Below are 16532 nucleotides of genomic sequence, written 5' to 3'. Positions count from 1 at the left end.
GCCGATCATGACAGCTTCCCGTGACATTGCTTGTACTTCTTGCCGCTGCCGCACGGGCACGGGTCGTTGCGGCCGACCTTCGGCATCTCGCCGCCGGGGCCGCTGTGGGTCATCGCGCTGCCGACCATGTCGGCCGTCGCGGTGGCCGCCGTGGCGGCCGCGACGTTCGCCACCGGCGCGCCCGATTCCGCGTAGTCGGCATGCTGGTACTCGACGTTCTCGACATGACCGCTGCGCTCCTCGATCTGCTCGGCGGCTTCCTCGAGCTGCTCGGGCGACTGGATCTGAACGTTCATCACGATGCGCGTGACTTCCTGCTTGATCGCATCGAGCATCGCGGCGAACAGCTCGAACGCTTCGCGCTTGTATTCCTGCTTCGGGTTCTTCTGCGCATAGCCGCGCAGGTGGATGCCCTGGCGCAGGTGGTCGAGCGCAGCGAGGTGCTCGCGCCAGAGGCGGTCGACCGTCTGCAGCATCACCGAACGCTCGAACGCGCTGAACGATTCGCGGCCGACCATCGCGACCTTCGCCTCGTACTGCTCGTCGGCGGCGGTCGTCACGGCGTCGAGAATCTCGTCGGCCGTGATCGACGATGACTCGTTCACCATTTCCTGGATCGCGAGGTCGAGCTGCCAGTCGTTGCGCAGCGCTTCCTCGAGCTCGGGCACGTCCCATTGTTCCTCGATGCTGCCTTCCGGCACGAACTGGCGGACGACTTCGGTGACCACGCCGTGACGCATCGCCGAGATCGTCTCGGTGATGTCGTGGGCTTCGAGCAGTTCATTGCGCTGCTGGTAGATCACCTTGCGCTGGTCGTTCGACACGTCGTCGTATTCGAGCAGCTGCTTGCGGATGTCGAAGTTGCGTGCTTCGACCTTGCGCTGCGCGGATTCGATCGAACGCGTGACGATGCCGGCCTCGATCGCCTCGCCTTCGGGCATCTTCAGACGATCCATGATCGAACGCACGCGGTCGCCCGCGAAGATGCGCAGCAGCGGATCGTCCAGCGACAGATAGAAGCGCGACGAACCCGGGTCGCCCTGGCGGCCCGCACGGCCGCGCAGCTGGTTGTCGATCCGGCGCGATTCGTGGCGCTCGGTGCCGATGATGTGCAGGCCGCCTGCGGCCTTCACCTGCTCGTGCAGCGTCTCCCACTCGTCGTGCAGCTGCTTGATGCGGCGCGCCTTTTCGTCGGCCGGAATCGCTTCGTCGGCTTCGATGAACGCCGCCTGCTTCTCGGCGTTGCCGCCGAGCACGATGTCGGTACCACGGCCGGCCATGTTGGTCGCGATCGTGATGCGTTTCGGACGGCCGGCTTCCGCGACGATCGCGGCTTCACGTTCGTGCTGCTTCGCGTTCAGCACTTCGTGCGGCAGCCCGGCCTGCTTCAGCAGGTGCGACAGCAGTTCCGAGTTCTCGATCGACGTCGTGCCGACCAGCACCGGCTGACCGCGCTCGTAGCACTCGCGAATGTCGCGGATCACCGCGTCGTAGCGCTCCTTGGCGGTCTTGTAGATCTGGTCCTGCTTGTCGATCCGCTTCGGCGGCCGGTTGGTCGGGATCACGACCGTCTCGAGGCCGTAGATCTCGTTGAATTCGTACGCTTCGGTGTCCGCCGTACCCGTCATGCCCGCGAGCTTCGCGTACATCCGGAAGTAGTTCTGGAACGTGATCGATGCGAGCGTCTGGTTCTCGCTCTGGATCTTCACGTGTTCCTTCGCCTCGACCGCCTGGTGCAGGCCGTCGGACCAGCGGCGGCCCGCCATCAGGCGGCCCGTGAATTCGTCGACGATCACCACTTCGCCGTTCTGCACGACGTAGTGCTGGTCCTTGTAGAACAGCGTGTGCGCGCGCAGCGCGGCGTACACGTGGTGCATCAGCGTGATGTTCTGCGGCGCGTACAGGCTCTCGCCCTCACCGATCAGGCCCCACTCGGCGAGCAGTCGCTCGGCCTTCTCGTGGCCCGACTCCGTCAGGAACACCTGGCGCGATTTTTCGTCCAGCGTGTAGTCGCCCGGCTTCTCGACGCCCGTGCCGTCGGCCTTCTCCTCGCCGATCTGGCGCTCGAGCAGCGGCGGCAGCGCGTTCATCCGCACGTACAGTTCGGTGTGATCTTCCGCCTGGCCCGAGATGATCAGCGGCGTACGTGCCTCGTCGATCAGGATCGAGTCCACTTCGTCGACGACCGCGAAGTTCAGTGCCCGCTGCACGCGCGCTTCGGTCTCGTAGACCATGTTGTCGCGCAGGTAGTCGAAGCCGAACTCGTTGTTCGTACCGTAGGTGATGTCCGACGCGTAGGCCTGCTGCTTCTGCTCGTGCTCCATGCCGGACAGGTTGATGCCGACCGACAGACCGAGGAAGTTGTAGAGACGCGCCATCCATTCGGCGTCGCGCTGTGCGAGGTAGTCGTTGACCGTCACGACGTGCACGCCGCGGCCAGCCAGCGCATTCAGGTACACGGGCAGCGTTGCGACGAGCGTCTTGCCCTCGCCGGTGCGCATTTCCGCGATCTTGCCGTAGTGAAGCACCATGCCGCCGATCAACTGCACGTCGAAGTGGCGCATCTTCAGCACGCGGCGGCTCGCCTCCCGGCAGACCGCGAACGCCTCGGGCAGCAGCTTGTCGAGCGACTCACCGGCCGCGACCCGCTGGCGGAACTCATCCGTCTTGCCGCGCAACTGGTCGTCCGTCAGCTGCTCGATCTGCGTTTCGAGCGCATTGATCGTCGCGACGGTCTTTTGATATTGCTTGACGAGCCGCTGGTTGCGGCTGCCAAAAATTTTCTGGAGAAAACCGGTTGTCATCGGATCGGATCCTGCGTCGCAGCACCGGCGCCCGGCGCGTGTTGCGCGCCCCGACGCCCGAGCCTCGGCGGCTTAGCGAATTAGTGGAATCAAACGAGGAATTTTAGCACGCGGGGACGCATGCGGCTGGACGCGCGCCGCGCGGCGAACCCGCGCGGGCCACCAGGCGCACGGCCCGAAAGCCGCCCGTGCGCGGGCCGGCGCGGGTACAATCGGCGTCAACGTCCGCGCACGTGCGCGCCCGAAGAATGCCTCGATGAACCGATTTTCCAAGCGTTTCGGCCCGCTCTCCGCGTATCGCCCCCAACCCGTGTCCGAAGTGCTCAACCGCACCGACGCGTTCGCCGCGCTGCGCGCCGGCGTCGAACAGGTGGCGTCGCTGCAGCGCGACCTCACCGCGCTCCTGCCCGACTATCTTGCGAATCATGTCGAACCGGGCTCGATCAAGGACGGCACCCTGACCCTCTTTGCCGCGCACAATGCGCTCGCTGCCCGGCTGCGGCAGGTCGAGCCGCGGCTGCTCGCCGAGTTGCAGAAGCGCGGCTGGCCGGTTTCGGCGCTGCGCGTACGCGTGCGTCCGAAGGACGCGCCGGAGCCGCCGCACGTAAAGCAGGCGCGCATGACGACCGTCGGCGCCGCCGCGTTGCGCGAACTCGCCGATCACCTCGAGCCGTCGCCGCTGCAGGCCGCGCTCGCGCGGATGGCCGCGCGGCACGGCACGAAGTCGTCGCGCTGAGCGCGCCGTCGACCGCGCGCCGCCCAATAAAAAAGCGACCCGAAGGTCGCTTTTTTATTGGCTCGTGACGGACGCCGATCAGGCGAAGGCCGTCTGCGTGTCGAACGCGAAACCGCTCGGTGCGGCTTGCGGATCGTCGAACGTGACGATCTCGTATGCGTCTTCGTGGGCGAGCAGTTCGCGCAACAGCGCGTTGTTCAGCCCGTGACCCGACTTGTATGCCGTGTACGACGCCAGCAGCGGATGGCCGACCACGTACAGGTCGCCGATCGCGTCGAGCATCTTGTGCTTCACGAACTCGTCGTCGTAGCGCAGCCCGTCGTTGTTCAGGATCCGGTATTCGTCGAGCACGATCGCGTTGTCCATGCTGCCGCCGCGTGCGAGACCCAGCTCGCGCATCATTTCGACTTCGTGGGCAAAACCGAACGTGCGCGCGCGCGCGATCTCGCGCACGTATGACGTGTTCGCGAAGTCGACCTCGAGCTCCTGGCCGGTCTTGTCGACCGCCGGATGACGGAAGTCGATCGTGAACTTCAGCTTGAAGCCGAAATACGGCTCGAGACGCGCGAACTTGTCACCGTCACGGATTTCGACCGGCTTCGTCACCTTGATGAAGCGCTTCGGCGCGTTCTGCTCCTCGATGCCCGCGGACTGGATCAGGAACACGAAGGACGCGGCGCTGCCGTCCATGATCGGGATTTCCTCGGCCGTCACGTCGACATAGAGATTGTCGATGCCGAGGCCGGCGCATGCCGACATCAGGTGCTCGACGGTCGACACGCGCGCGCCATCCTTCTGCAGCACCGACGCGAGCCGCGTGTCGCCGATCGACATCGCGGATGCCGGAATGTCGACGGGCGTGGGCAGGTCGACGCGCGAGAAAACAATCCCCGTGCCCGGCGCGGCCGGACGGAGCGTCAGTTCGACCTTGCGGCCCGAGTGCAGACCGATACCCACGGTCTTCACGATCGATTTGATGGTGCGCTGCTTCAGCATGGTCTTCTTCAACTTGATTGAGAATATCAATCAGGAGTTATATTCGATAGGTGGGATTATAGCGTAATTCCCTATTCAACGCTGTTTGAAACTGCGTATCAATCTGTTTCGACTGTTTACCCGCGTCGATACGGGACGGGCCGATGCCCGGAACGGAGGCGTTTCCGGTCATCGGCCCGTGTTACAACTGCCCCGACGGCGGTGAGCAGCGTTGCCGGCAGGCAACGGCGCACCGCACGATCAGGACGTCAACGTCGCGAGAACACTCGCCGCATCGCTTACTTCGAACTTGCCCGGCGCTTCGACAGCCAGCGTCTTGACCACACCGTCGTCGACCACCATCGCGTAGCGCAGGGAACGGATTCCCATGCCACGCGCGGACAAATCCTGCGTCAGCCCCAGCGCATGAGTGAAAGCAGCGCTGCCGTCCGCCATCATGCGCACCTTGCCCGCGGTGTGCAGATCACGTCCCCATGCGCCCATCACGAATGCGTCGTTGACGGACACGCACCAGAGCTCGTCGATGCCCGCCGAGCGCAGTTGCTCGGCGTGCTCGACATAGCCCGGCACATGCTGCGCCGAACAGGTCGGCGTGAAAGCCCCCGGCAATCCGAAGATCACCACCCGCTTTCCCGCCACCTGGTCGCGCACGCTGAAGGCGTTCGGCCCCAGCGTGCAGCCTGCGCGCGCGTCGTCGATGAACTCGAACAATTGCGCGTCGGGCAGCGCGTCGCCCACTTGAATCATGGCTGGTCCCTCATAGCGATACGGTTTTTCAGCGTATTGCGGACAGCACGTCCCATCCCGCTCCGCTCATGCGAAGAGGGCACGTTTCCCGGCCCGGCGTCGCATCCGACGCGGCCTGTCGTGGTCCGTGGCATCCGTCACGCCGGCGTTACCGCGGCAATCTCAGCGATTGCGCCGCGGCTTCGCCTGTGTGCGTCGTCAGTCAGCCTGCTTGCGCAGGAAAGCCGGGATGTCGTACGTATCGACACCCTTCTCCTGCAGCGCCTGCACGTGCGATGCCGCGGTTTCGCGCGAGTTGCGCCACACCGCCGGCGTATCGAGCGCGCCGTAGTCGGCCGTGCTGACGTGTTGCGGCTGCGCGTAACCGTGCGAGACCGCGCTGACCGGCTGGTTGTCGGTACCCGTGCGCAGCAGCGTCATCGGAGCCGATTGCTGCTTCTTCGCCGCACGGCCCAGACCCGTCGCCACGACCGTCACGCGCAGTGCATCGCCCATCGCGTCGTCGTACACCGCACCGAAGATCACCGTCGCATCTTCCGCCGCGTAGCTCTTGATCGTGTTCATCACTTCGCGCGTTTCCGACAGGCGCAGCGAACGGCTCGACGTGATGTTGACCAGCACGCCGCGCGCGCCCGACAGATCGACGCCTTCGAGCAGCGGGCTCGCCACGGCCTGTTCCGCCGCGAGGCGTGCGCGATCGACGCCGGCGACCGTCGCCGTGCCCATCATCGCCTTGCCCTGCTCGCCCATCACCGTCTTCACGTCTTCGAAGTCGACGTTCACGAGACCATCGACATTGATGATTTCGGCAATGCCTGCGACCGCGTTGTTCAACACGTCGTCCGCGCACTGGAAGCACTTGTCCATCTCGGCGTCATCGCCCATCACGTCGAACAGCTTGTCGTTCAGAACGACGATCAGCGAGTCGACGTGATCCTCCAGTTGCTGCGAGCCTGCTTCCGCGACGCGCATGCGCTTGCCGCCTTCGAATTCGAACGGCTTGCTGACGACGCCAACCGTCAGGATGCCCATCTCCTTCGCGATCTGCGCGACCACCGGCGCCGCGCCCGTGCCCGTGCCACCGCCCATGCCGGCCGTGATGAACACCATGTGCGCGCCACGCAGTGCATCGGCGATGCGCTCACGCGCTTCTTCCGCCGCGGCACGGCCCATTTCCGGCTTCGCACCGGCGCCGAGGCCCGTGTTGCCCAGCTGGATCACCGACGATGCGCGCGAACGCGACAGCGCCTGAGCGTCCGTGTTCATCACGATGAAGTCGACGCCCTGCACGCCGCGGTTGATCATGTGCTGAACGGCATTGCCGCCAGCGCCGCCAACGCCGACCACCTTGATGATGGTGCCGTTGGTTTCGGTTTCCAGCATTTCGAATTCCATTGTTGCCTCCGTCAAGAAAATAAGACTACTCGGCCGTTATTCGGCAGGAGATCGGGCAACCCCCTGTCGCGCGCCAGCCGCCGGCACCAGCGCGAATTTCGATTCGGCTCATCCCCAGGACAACGTCGGGCCGCCCCGCGTTTTCCTGGCCCCCTCGGGGGCAGGCTCGGCGTACCGAGCCGTGGGGTACTCAAAAATTGCTCAGGAACCATTCCTTCATCCGCGAGAAGATCTGCCCCGCGTTGCCGGACTGCACGGCGACCTTGCGGCCGCGCATGCGCTGCGCACTGCCTTCGACGAGCAGGCCCATCGCCGTCGAATAGCGCGGATTGCGCACCACGTCGGCGAGGCCGCCCGCGTATTCCGGCGCGCCGATGCGCACCGGTTTCAGGAAAATGTCTTCGCCGAGCTCGACCATGCCCGGCATCATCGAAGCCCCGCCGGTAATGACCACGCCGGAGCTCAGCAGTTCTTCGTAACCCGACTCGCGCACGACCTGCTGCACGAGCGAGAACAGTTCCTCGACGCGCGGCTCGATCACCGCCGCGAGCGCCTGGCGCGACAGCGTGCGCGGACCGCGTTCGCCGAGGCCCGGCACTTCGACCATCTCGTCCGGATCGGCGAGCGCCTGCTTGGCAATGCCGTAGCCGACCTTGATGTCTTCCGCGTCCGGCGTCGGCGTGCGCAGCGCCATCGCGATGTCGCTGGTGATCTGGTCGCCGGCGATCGGAATCACCGCGGTATGACGGATCGCGCCTTCGGCGAAGATCGCGATGTCGGTCGTGCCGCCGCCGATGTCGACCAGCACCACGCCGAGATCCTTCTCGTCTTCCGTCAGCACGGCCAGCGACGACGCGAGCGGCTGCAGGATCAGGTCGTTCACTTCCAGCCCGCAGCGGCGCACGCACTTGACGATGTTCTGCGCGGCGCTGACCGCGCCCGTCACGATGTGCACCTTCACCTCGAGGCGGATGCCGCTCATCCCGATCGGCTCGCGCACGTCTTCCTGGCCGTCGATGATGAATTCCTGCGTGAGGATATGCAGCACCTGCTGATCGGTCGGGATATTGATCGCCTTCGCGGTCTCGATCACGCGCGCGACGTCGGTCTGCGTGACTTCCTTGTCCTTGATCGCGACCATCCCGCTCGAGTTGAAGCTGCGGATGTGGCTGCCGGCAATCCCCGTGAACACGTTGGTGATCTTGCAGTCGGCCATCAGCTCGGCTTCCTCGAGCGCGCGCTGGATCGACTGCACGGTGGCCTCGATGTTGACCACCACGCCCTTCTTCAGACCTTTCGATTCGCTCTGGCCGAGGCCGATGACCTCGTAATGGCCTTCGCCCTTCAGCTCGGCGACGATGGCCACCACCTTCGACGTGCCGATGTCGAGGGAAACCAGCAGATCCTTGTAGTCTTTGCTCATAAAGTGCTCTTGCGTGTGATCTCTCGTTACTTCTTGCGCTTGTCGGTATCGGTCAGGAACCGCATGCCTGCCGCACGAATCGCGAATCCGTTCGGATAACGCAGGTCCGCGTACTCGATGTCGTTGCCCCAACGCTCCGTGACAGCCGGCCACGCGGCGACGAGGCGCTGGCTCCGGTCATGCAGGGTCTCGCTGGTGCGCTCCTTGCCCAGTTCGACCTGCATGCCGTTCGACAGCTTCACCGTCCACGCGTAGCGCGCCGACAGCGTCACTTCTTCCGGCGCCGCCTTCAGCGGCGCAAACCAATTCGCGAAGTCGCGATACCGCGTGACGACTTCCTTCGCACTGCCCTCCGGGCCATCGAAGGCCGGCAGTTCCTGATCGAGCTCGCCCTGGTTCGCGGTGAACAGCTCGCCGTCGACGCTCACGAGCTGCGCGCTGCCCCAGGTCCCGAGCGGTTTGTACTCCTCGAGCGTGACAGCCAGCGCATTCGGCCACACCCGGCGCACGCTCGCGTGACGCACCCACGGCATCTGCTCGAACGCGGCACGCGCCGAGTCGAGATCGACCGTGAAGAAATTGCCTTTCAGCCGGCCGACCACGCCCGCGCGCACCGTAGGCGAGTTGATGTGCTCGGTGTCGCCGTCGATCCGGATCTCGCGCAACGCGAACGTCGGACGCTGGATCAGCCAGTAGCAGCCGGCCGCCGCCAACACGAGCAGCAGCAGCGCGTACAGCGCGCTGGCGGCAAGGTTGAGTTGGCGAACGTTGTTCCACATACGTCGTTCCGTTCCTGCGTCAGTCGTTGAGCGTAAGCGACAGCACCTTCACGACCAGCTCCGAATAGCCGATGCCGATCGAGCGCGCGGCCTTCGGCGGCAGCGAATGGTCGGTCATCCCGGGGGCCGTGTTCACTTCCAGGAAATACGCGTTGCCGGCGGCGTCGAGCATGAAATCCGCCCGGCCCCAGTCGGTGCAGCCGAGCACGTCGAACGCGCGGCGCGCAATGCGCTTCAGTTCGGTTTCCTGCGCCGCCGGCAGCCCGCACGGAATCAGGTACTGCGTATCGTCGGCGACATATTTCGCGTGGTAGTCGTAGAACTCGCCCGCCGGCACGATCTTGATCAGCGGGAGATCGAGATCGCCGGCGATGCACGCGGTGTATTCGCCGCCGCCTTCGATGCTCTTCTCGACGATCACGATCTTGTCGTGCGTCGCGGCTTCCGACAGTGCGGCGGGCAACGCGTCGGCCGTCTTCACCTTCAGCACCGCGACGCTCGAGCCTTCGCTCGCCGGCTTCACGAACAGCGGCAGACCGAGCTTCGCGACGATGTCCGTCGCGCGCACCGCGTAGTCGTCACCGCGCATCACCGTCTCGAACGGCGGCGTCGGCACGCCCGTCTGCTGCCACACGAGCTTCGTGCGGAACTTGTCGAGGCCGAGCGCCGAGCCGAGCACGCCGCTGCCCGTGTAGCGGATCCCGTAGAAATCGAGCGCGCCCTGGATCTGGCCGTTCTCGCCATAGCCGCCGTGCAGCGCGTTGAACGCGCGCACGAAACCTTCATCCTTCAGCGCCGACAGCGGCCGCTCTGCCGGGTCGAACGGATGCGCGTCGATGCCCGCGTCGCGCAGGCCCTGCAGCACGAGGCGGCCCGAGGTAAGCGACACCTCGCGCTCGGCGGATTCACCGCCGAACAACACTGCCACCTTGCCGAAACGTTTCGGATCGATCCCGCTCATGTCATCCCTTCTGTTGCGTGTTCTGCACGATCTTCGCCGGCACGCCGCCGATCGAACCCGCGCCCATCGTGATCACCACGTCGCCGTTCCGCGCGACCCCCGCCAGTGCGTCCGGCACGTCGTCGACCGTCGCGACGAATACCGGGTCGACCTTCCCCACCGCACGCAGCGCACGCGACAGCGCGTCGCCGTTGGCCGTCGAGATCGCCGCTTCGCCGGCGGCATAGACTTCCGTCAGCACCAGCGCGTCGACCGTCGACAGCACGTTGACGAAGTCGTCGAAACAGTCGCGCGTGCGCGTGTAACGGTGCGGCTGGAACGCCAGCACGAGGCGGCGGCCCGGAAACGCGCCGCGCGCGGCCGCGACCGTCGCGGCCATCTCGACCGGGTGGTGGCCGTAGTCGTCGATCAGCGTGTACTGGCCGCCGTCCGCACTCGGCACCTCGCCGTAGCGCTGGAAGCGCCGGCCGACGCCGTTGAATTCCGCCAGCGCCTGCTGGATCGCGTCGTCCGACACGCCGAGATCGGTCGCGATCGCGATCGCCGCGAGCGCGTTCTGCACGTTGTGCAGGCCCGGCAGGTTCAGCACCACCGCGAGCGGCGCACGGCCTTCGCGGATCACCGTGAAGTGCATGCGGCCGTCGCGCGCGTCGATGTCTTCGGCGCGCACCTGCGCATCCGGCGACAGGCCGTAGCGCACGACCGGCTTCGAGATGAACGGGATGATCTGCCGCACGTTCGGATCGTCGACGCACACGACCGCGCTGCCGTAGAACGGCAGGCGCTGCGTGAATTCGATGAACGCCTGCTTGAGCCGCGCGAAATCGTGGCCGTAGGTGTCCATGTGGTCGGCGTCGATGTTCGTGATGACTTCGATCACCGGATACAGGTTCAGGAACGACGCGTCCGACTCGTCGGCCTCGGCGACGATGAAGTCGCCCGTGCCGAGCCGCGCGTTCGCGCCGGCGCTGATCAGCCGGCCACCGATCACGAAGGTCGGATCGAGGCCGCCCGCCGCGAGCACGCTCGCGACGAGGCTCGTCGTCGTGGTCTTGCCGTGCGTGCCGGCAATCGCGATCCCCTGCTTCAGGCGCATCAGCTCCGCGAGCATCACCGCGCGCTGCACGATCGGCACGCCCTGGTGCCGTGCGGCCAGTACTTCGGGATTGTCCGAGCGCACGGCCGTCGACACGACGACCGCGTTCGCGCCCGCGATGTTCGCCGCGTCGTGGCCGATCGCGATCCGCGCGCCGAGCGCCGCGAGACGATCGGTCACCGCGTTGCGCGACAGGTCCGAGCCGCTGACCTCGTAGCCGAGGTTGACGAGCACTTCGGCGATGCCGCTCATGCCCGCGCCGCCGATCCCGACGAAATGAATCTGTTTGACGATGTGTTTCATGTCAGCCTCCGCCGGGCCGCCCCAAGGAGGCTGACCGCCCCCTTGGGTGACAGCGAACGAAGTGAGCGTAGGGGTTGTTTCATTTAATTTCTTCCAGGTTCGCGCCGGCCACCTTCGCGCAGATGCGCGCGACTTCGTCGGTGGCCTCGGGCTTAGCCAGCGAGCGCGAACGCTCCGCCATGTCCGCGAGCGATGCCCGCGACTGGCCGCGCAGCCAGTCGGCGAGCAACTCCGCCGACAGGTCTCGTTGTTGCACCAGCACCGCCGCGCCCGCATCCGCGAGGAACGCGGCGTTGGTCGTCTGGTGATCGTCGACCGCGTACGGGAACGGCACGAACAGCGCGGCCACGCCCACCGCCGCGATCTCCGACACCGTCATCGCGCCGGACCGGCAGATCACGAGATCCGCCGCCGCGTACGCGCTCGCCATGTCGTCGATGAACGGCACGAGCCGCACGGCGTCGCCGCCCGCGAAACCGGCCGCTTCGTAATTCGCCTTCAGCGCGTCGATGTGCTTCGCGCCGGCCTGGTGCACGACGCGCGGGCGCTCGCCCGGCGCCAGCAGCGCCAGCGCGCGCGGCACGACTTCGTTCAGTGCGGCCGCGCCCAGGCTGCCGCCGACCACCAGCAGGTTCAGCGGGCCGCTGCGCGATGCATAGCGTGCTTGGGGCGTTTCCGTGCGCGCAAGTTCCGCGCGAATCGGGTTGCCGGTCCATTCCGCGTGCGGCAGCGCGCCGGGGAACGCGACGAGCACGCGCTTCGCGAATTTCGCGAGCACCTTGTTCGCGAGGCCGGCAATCGAATTCTGCTCGTGCAGCACGAGCGGACGGCCCGACAGCGCGGCCATCACGCCCGCCGGGAACGTGATGTAGCCGCCCATCCCGAGCACGACGTCGGGCCGCACGCGGCGCAATGCGCCGAGGCTCTGCCAGCACGCGCGCAGCAGGTTGAACGGCAGCGTCAGCTTGGTCTTCAGGCCCTTGCCGCGCAGTCCGCCGAAGCGCACGTATTCCATCGGAATGCCGTGTTTCGGCACGAGCGTCGCTTCCATCCCGGCCGGATTGCCGAGCCATACGACGCGCCACCCCGCCGCTTCCATCCGGTGCGCGACAGCGAGCCCCGGGAACACGTGGCCCCCGGTGCCGCCTGCCATCACCATCAGCGTGCGTCGCGACGCGGTCATACCTTCCCTCCGCGCATCAGCAAGAATGAATCAATGTTTTGGCTACGGCCGCTACGCTTGACTTCGCACGCTGCGCGCACGAAGTTAGCCTTCGCCGAAATCGCGTACTGACGCGGGGAGGTCATACCTTCCCTCCCCGCATCAGTACGCGATTTTCGTAATCGACCCGCAGCAGCACCGCGAGCGCGACGCAATTCAGCAGAATGCCCGAGCCGCCGTAGCTCACGAGCGGCAGTGTCAGGCCCTTGGTCGGCAGCAGGCCGAGGTTCACGCCCATGTTGATGAACGTCTGCGCACCGAACCAGATGCCGATGCCCTTCGCGGTCAGGCCCGCGAACGTGCGATCGAGCGCGAGCGCCTGACGGCCGATCTCGAATGCGCGGCGCACGATCCAGTAGAACAGCAGGATCACGACCAGTACGCCGACGAAGCCGAGTTCCTCGCCGATCACCGCGAGGATGAAGTCGGTATGCGCTTCAGGCAGGTAGTTCAGCTTCTCGACGCTGCCGCCGAGGCCGACGCCGAACCACTCGCCGCGGCCGAACGCAATCAGCGAGTGCGTGAGCTGGTATGCCTTGCCCTGCGCGTAGCGCTCGTCCCACGGATCGAGATACGCGAAGATCCGCTCGCGACGCCACGGCGACAGCCACACGAGCATCGTGAACGTGCCGACCGCCGTCGCGACGAGGCCGCCGAACAGCTTGCCGTTCACGCCGCCGAGGAACAGCACGCCCATCGCGATCGCGGCGACCACCATGAACGCGCCCATGTCCGGCTCGAGCAGCAGCAGCGCGCCGACGAGACCGACCGCGAACGCCATCGGCAGGAAGCCCTTCGCGAAGCTCTGCATGTATTCCTGCTTGCGCACCGTGTAGTTCGCCGCGTAGATCGTCACCGCGAGCTTCATGATTTCCGACGGCTGCATGTTCGTGATGCCGAGCGGAATCCAGCGGCGCGCGCCGTTCACGCCCTTGCCGACGTGCGGAATCAGCACGATCACGAGCCCGACGAGCGCGATCAGGAAGAGATGCGGCGCGTACTTGTCCCACGTCGACACCGGTACGCGAAACGCGATCACCGCCGCGATGAACGCGACGCCGAGCGACACGCAGTGACGCATCAGGAACGCGTAATCGTGATACGCCGCGTATTTCGGCGAATCGGGCATCGCGATCGACGCCGAATACACCATCACGACGCCGAGTCCGAGCAACGCGATCGCGACCCACAACAGCGAGTAGTCGAAGTCCAGCATCCGCGAGCGGCTCGGCCGCACGCCGTTGACGACGCTGGCGAGGCCGCCCGTCGCGGCGCGCGTGGCCGACGCGACGCGGCCGCCCGCGGCATTGCCGCCGGTGCCGCGCCGGTCGTTGAAACGGGAGACGAGGCGATCGGACCAGCTCATGTCGTCGCTCCTTTGTCGATGGCGATTTCGTCCACGGCCGCGCGGAACACGTCAGCGCGGTGGGCGTAGTTCCTGAACATGTCGAGGCTCGCGCACGCGGGCGACAGCAGCACCGCGTCGCCCGGCTCCGCGAGGTCGGCCGCCGCATGCACCGCCGCCTCGAGCGTCGCGTGGTCGGCAAGCGGCACGCCCGTCTCGGCGAGCGTGTCGCGGATCGCCGGCGCATCGCGGCCGATCAGCATCACCGCGCGGCACCACCGCGCGACGGGCGCGACGAGCGGCGCGAAATCCTGCCCCTTGCCGTCACCGCCCGCGATCAGCACGATCTTCTGCGCGAGTCCGTCGAGCGCGGCCACCGTCGCGCCGACGTTCGTTCCCTTGCTGTCGTCGACGTAGTCCACGTCGTCGATCGTCGCGATCACTTCGACGCGATGCGCTTCGCCGCGATATTCGCGCAGCGCGTGCAGCAGCGGCGCGGCCGGCAGGTCGATCGCACGCGCGAGCGCGAACGCGGCCAGCGCGTTCGCCGCGTTGTGCAGCCCGCGAATGCGCAGCGCGTCGGCCGGCATCAGGCGCTTTTGCGCGATGTCGGGCGTATGCGCGCCGTCGCGCTTGCGCCGGCGGCTCGTCGTCTCGTCCGGCGCGTCGCGGTCGACCGCCTCGACCAGCCATGCGATGCCGTTGTCGCGCGACAGGCCGTAGTCACCCTGCTGCGTCGGTTCGTTCAGGCCGAACGTGACCGTGCGCGCCGCATCGGCCGCGCCGGCGGCCGGCGCGAATTTCATCACGGCCGCATCGTCGCGATTGAGCACGCGCGTCGTCGTCGCGCCGAAGATCCGGCCCTTCGCCGCGGCATACGCGTCGAAGCTGCCATGCCAGTCGAGGTGATCCTGCGTGATGTTGAGAATCGCGGCCGCATCGGGCGCGAACGTGCGCGCCGTCTCGAGCTGGAAGCTCGACAGTTCGAGCACCCATACGTCGGGCAGCGCCGTCTCGTCGATCGCGCCCGCGAGCCGGTCGAGCATCGCCGGGCTGATGTTGCCGGCGACGGCGACCTTCTTGCCCGAACGCTGGCACAGCAGGCCCGTGAGGTTCGTCGTCGTGGTCTTGCCGTTGGTGCCGGTGATCGCGAGCACCTTCGGCTGGTAGCCGCTCGTGCCGAGCGCGCGCAGCGCCTGCGCGAAGAATTCGAGCTCGCCCCACACCGCGATCGCGCGCTCGTTCGCGGCCGCGAGCAGCGCGGCGAGTGCCGGCTCGAGCGGCGACAGGCCAGGGCTCAGGCCGACGATCTCGATGCCGCCGTCGAGCAGCGCGGGCGTGAACGGCCCGCCGACGAACTCGGCATCGATGCCCTCGGCCTGCAGCGCGGCAAGGTTCGGCGGCGCCTCGCGGGTATCGGCAATACGCAGCCGGCACCCGTGCCTCGCGCACCATCGCGCGATCGCGAGGCCCGATTCCCCGAGCCCCAGTACGAGCACCATCGGCCGCTGCCGATCTCCAAACATCTCGCCAGACATCCTTTTACCTTTCCTTTACCGCAACTTGAGGGTGGACAGACCGAACAGGCACAGCATCAGCGTGATGATCCAGAAACGCACCACCACCTGCGTTTCCTTCCAGCCGGACAATTCGAAATGGTGATGCAGCGGCGCCATCTTCAGCAGGCGCCGCCCTTCGCCGTAACGCTTCTTCGTGTACTTGAACCACGACACCTGCAGCATCACCGACAGCGTTTCCGCGACGAAGATGCCACCCATGATGAACAGCACGATTTCCTGGCGCACGATCACCGCGACCGTGCCGAGCGCGCCGCCGAGCGCCAGCGCGCCGACGTCGCCCATGAACACCTGCGCGGGGTGCGTGTTGTACCAGAGGAACGCGAGCCCTGCCCCGCCCATCGCCGAACAGAAGATCAGCAGTTCGCCCGCGCCCGGAATGTGCGGGAACAACAGGTATTTCGAATAGACCGAGCTGCCCATCACGTATGCGAACACGCCGAGCGACCCACCGACCAGCACGACCGGCATGATCACGAGGCCGTCGAGGCCGTCGGTAAGGTTCACCGCGTTGCTCGCGCCGACGATCACGAAGTAGGTCAGCACGATGAAGCCCCACACGCCCAGCGGGTAGCTGATCGACTTCAGGAACGGCAGCATCAGGTCGGCACGCGCGGGCAGCCCCATCGACAGACCGCTGCGCACCCACGCCATGAACAGGTCGAACACGCGCACGTTGCTCGCCTCGGACACGCTGAATGCCAGGTAGACCGCCGCGAACAGCCCGATCACCGATTGCCAGAAATACTTTTCGCGCGACGACATCCCGCGCGGGTCCTTGTAGACGACCTTGCGATAGTCATCGACCCAGCCGATCACGCCGAAACCGAACGTGACGAGCATCACGATCCAGATGAAACGGTTGGTCAGGTCGCCCCACAGCAGCGTCGCGACCGCGATGCCGATCAGGATCAGCACGCCTCCCATCGTCGGCGTGCCGGACTTCACGAGGTGGCTCTGCGGGCCATCCTTGCGCACGGCCTGCCCGACCTTCATTTGCGTCAGCTTGCGGATCACCCACGGTCCGCACACGAGCCCGATCCCGAGCGCGGTGATGGTAGCCATCACCGCACGGAACGTCAGGTACGTGAACAAGCGCAAAAAGCTTGCGTCGCCCTGCAGCCATTGCGCCAGCGCCAGCAGCATGC

13 protein-coding genes are annotated in these 16532 nt (G+C 66.3%); 1 reads left to right on the top strand and 12 read right to left on the bottom strand.

The genetic code is table 11. The features are described from left to right. Positions 1-5: 5 nt before the first annotated feature. Positions 6-2804 (bottom strand): preprotein translocase subunit SecA, encoded by a 2799-nt coding sequence (gene secA / locus LMA02_RS02375; protein WP_228906749.1) that lies wholly within the window; start codon positions 2802-2804, stop codon positions 6-8. Between the two features lie 256 nt (positions 2805-3060). Here secA and LMA02_RS02370 point away from each other — a divergent pair, with 256 nt between their 5' ends. Continuing rightward, the gene (locus LMA02_RS02370) at positions 3061-3540 is read left to right on the top strand and encodes a DUF721 domain-containing protein (RefSeq protein WP_228906747.1); all 480 of its coding nucleotides are present in this window, start codon (positions 3061-3063) and stop codon (positions 3538-3540) included. Positions 3541-3618: 78 nt separating this feature from the next. Here LMA02_RS02370 and lpxC read toward each other — a convergent pair whose 3' ends face one another. The 11 genes from lpxC to mraY form a co-directional block, all read right to left on the bottom strand. Continuing rightward, positions 3619-4536, bottom strand: a complete 918-nt coding sequence (gene lpxC, locus LMA02_RS02365) for a UDP-3-O-acyl-N-acetylglucosamine deacetylase (protein ID WP_166722702.1) — start codon at positions 4534-4536, stop codon at positions 3619-3621. A gap of 240 nt (positions 4537-4776) precedes the next feature. Beyond that, positions 4777-5283, bottom strand: coding sequence for a peroxiredoxin (locus tag LMA02_RS02360; RefSeq protein WP_011655895.1), 507 nt, complete (start codon positions 5281-5283; stop codon positions 4777-4779). Between the two features lie 198 nt (positions 5284-5481). Beyond that, the gene (gene ftsZ / locus LMA02_RS02355) at positions 5482-6678 is read right to left on the bottom strand and encodes a cell division protein FtsZ (protein WP_006752448.1); all 1197 of its coding nucleotides are present in this window, start codon (positions 6676-6678) and stop codon (positions 5482-5484) included. A gap of 190 nt (positions 6679-6868) precedes the next feature. After that, positions 6869-8101, bottom strand: a complete 1233-nt coding sequence (ftsA, locus tag LMA02_RS02350; protein WP_006752447.1) for a cell division protein FtsA — start codon at positions 8099-8101, stop codon at positions 6869-6871. 26 nt (positions 8102-8127) lie between these two features. Further along, positions 8128-8880: a cell division protein FtsQ/DivIB gene (locus tag LMA02_RS02345; protein WP_006752446.1), complete on the bottom strand. Its 753-nt coding sequence runs from the start codon at positions 8878-8880 to the stop codon at positions 8128-8130. Between the two features lie 19 nt (positions 8881-8899). Then, the gene (locus LMA02_RS02340) at positions 8900-9841 is read right to left on the bottom strand and encodes a D-alanine--D-alanine ligase (protein ID WP_228906745.1); all 942 of its coding nucleotides are present in this window, start codon (positions 9839-9841) and stop codon (positions 8900-8902) included. A gap of 1 nt (position 9842) precedes the next feature. Continuing rightward, positions 9843-11240, bottom strand: coding sequence for a UDP-N-acetylmuramate--L-alanine ligase (murC, locus tag LMA02_RS02335; RefSeq protein ID WP_228906743.1), 1398 nt, complete (start codon positions 11238-11240; stop codon positions 9843-9845). A 79-nt stretch (positions 11241-11319) separates the two neighbouring features. Then, positions 11320-12423, bottom strand: coding sequence for an undecaprenyldiphospho-muramoylpentapeptide beta-N-acetylglucosaminyltransferase (gene murG / locus LMA02_RS02330; RefSeq protein WP_166722698.1), 1104 nt, complete (start codon positions 12421-12423; stop codon positions 11320-11322). Between the two features lie 121 nt (positions 12424-12544). Continuing rightward, complete coding sequence (gene ftsW / locus LMA02_RS02325; RefSeq protein WP_006752441.1) at positions 12545-13828, bottom strand: putative lipid II flippase FtsW; 1284 nt, start codon at positions 13826-13828, stop codon at positions 12545-12547. Next, complete coding sequence (murD, locus tag LMA02_RS02320; RefSeq protein ID WP_228907596.1) at positions 13825-15333, bottom strand: UDP-N-acetylmuramoyl-L-alanine--D-glutamate ligase; 1509 nt, start codon at positions 15331-15333, stop codon at positions 13825-13827. The genes ftsW and murD overlap by 4 nt, the downstream gene beginning before the upstream one ends. A 27-nt stretch (positions 15334-15360) precedes the next feature. Continuing rightward, the gene (mraY, locus tag LMA02_RS02315) at positions 15361-16530 is read right to left on the bottom strand and encodes a phospho-N-acetylmuramoyl-pentapeptide-transferase (RefSeq protein ID WP_228906741.1); all 1170 of its coding nucleotides are present in this window, start codon (positions 16528-16530) and stop codon (positions 15361-15363) included. Positions 16531-16532: the final 2 nt, after the last annotated feature.

It is taken from the genome of Burkholderia sp. B21-005 (assembly GCF_020843965.1).
Lineage (GTDB): Bacteria > Pseudomonadota > Gammaproteobacteria > Burkholderiales > Burkholderiaceae > Burkholderia > Burkholderia ambifaria.
This window is presented reverse-complemented; position numbering and strand designations above follow the sequence as displayed.

Bases quoted from the DNA above. Each gene is read 5' to 3' on its own strand.
- secA (WP_228906749.1), bottom strand. From the start codon at position 2,804: ATGACAACCGGTTTTCTCCAGAAAATTTTTGGCAGCCGCAACCAGCGG.
- LMA02_RS02370 (WP_228906747.1), top strand. From the start codon at position 3,061: ATGAACCGATTTTCCAAGCGTTTCGGCCCGCTCTCCGCGTATCGCCCC.
- lpxC (WP_166722702.1), bottom strand. From the start codon at position 4,536: ATGCTGAAGCAGCGCACCATCAAATCGATCGTGAAGACCGTGGGTATC.
- LMA02_RS02360 (WP_011655895.1), bottom strand. From the start codon at position 5,283: ATGATTCAAGTGGGCGACGCGCTGCCCGACGCGCAATTGTTCGAGTTC.
- ftsZ (WP_006752448.1), bottom strand. From the start codon at position 6,678: ATGGAATTCGAAATGCTGGAAACCGAAACCAACGGCACCATCATCAAG.
- ftsA (WP_006752447.1), bottom strand. From the start codon at position 8,101: ATGAGCAAAGACTACAAGGATCTGCTGGTTTCCCTCGACATCGGCACG.
- LMA02_RS02345 (WP_006752446.1), bottom strand. From the start codon at position 8,880: ATGTGGAACAACGTTCGCCAACTCAACCTTGCCGCCAGCGCGCTGTAC.
- LMA02_RS02340 (WP_228906745.1), bottom strand. From the start codon at position 9,841: ATGAGCGGGATCGATCCGAAACGTTTCGGCAAGGTGGCAGTGTTGTTC.
- murC (WP_228906743.1), bottom strand. From the start codon at position 11,240: ATGAAACACATCGTCAAACAGATTCATTTCGTCGGGATCGGCGGCGCG.
- murG (WP_166722698.1), bottom strand. From the start codon at position 12,423: ATGACCGCGTCGCGACGCACGCTGATGGTGATGGCAGGCGGCACCGGG.
- ftsW (WP_006752441.1), bottom strand. From the start codon at position 13,828: ATGAGCTGGTCCGATCGCCTCGTCTCCCGTTTCAACGACCGGCGCGGC.
- murD (WP_228907596.1), bottom strand. From the start codon at position 15,333: ATGTTTGGAGATCGGCAGCGGCCGATGGTGCTCGTACTGGGGCTCGGG.
- mraY (WP_228906741.1), bottom strand. From the start codon at position 16,530: ATGCTGCTGGCGCTGGCGCAATGGCTGCAGGGCGACGCAAGCTTTTTG.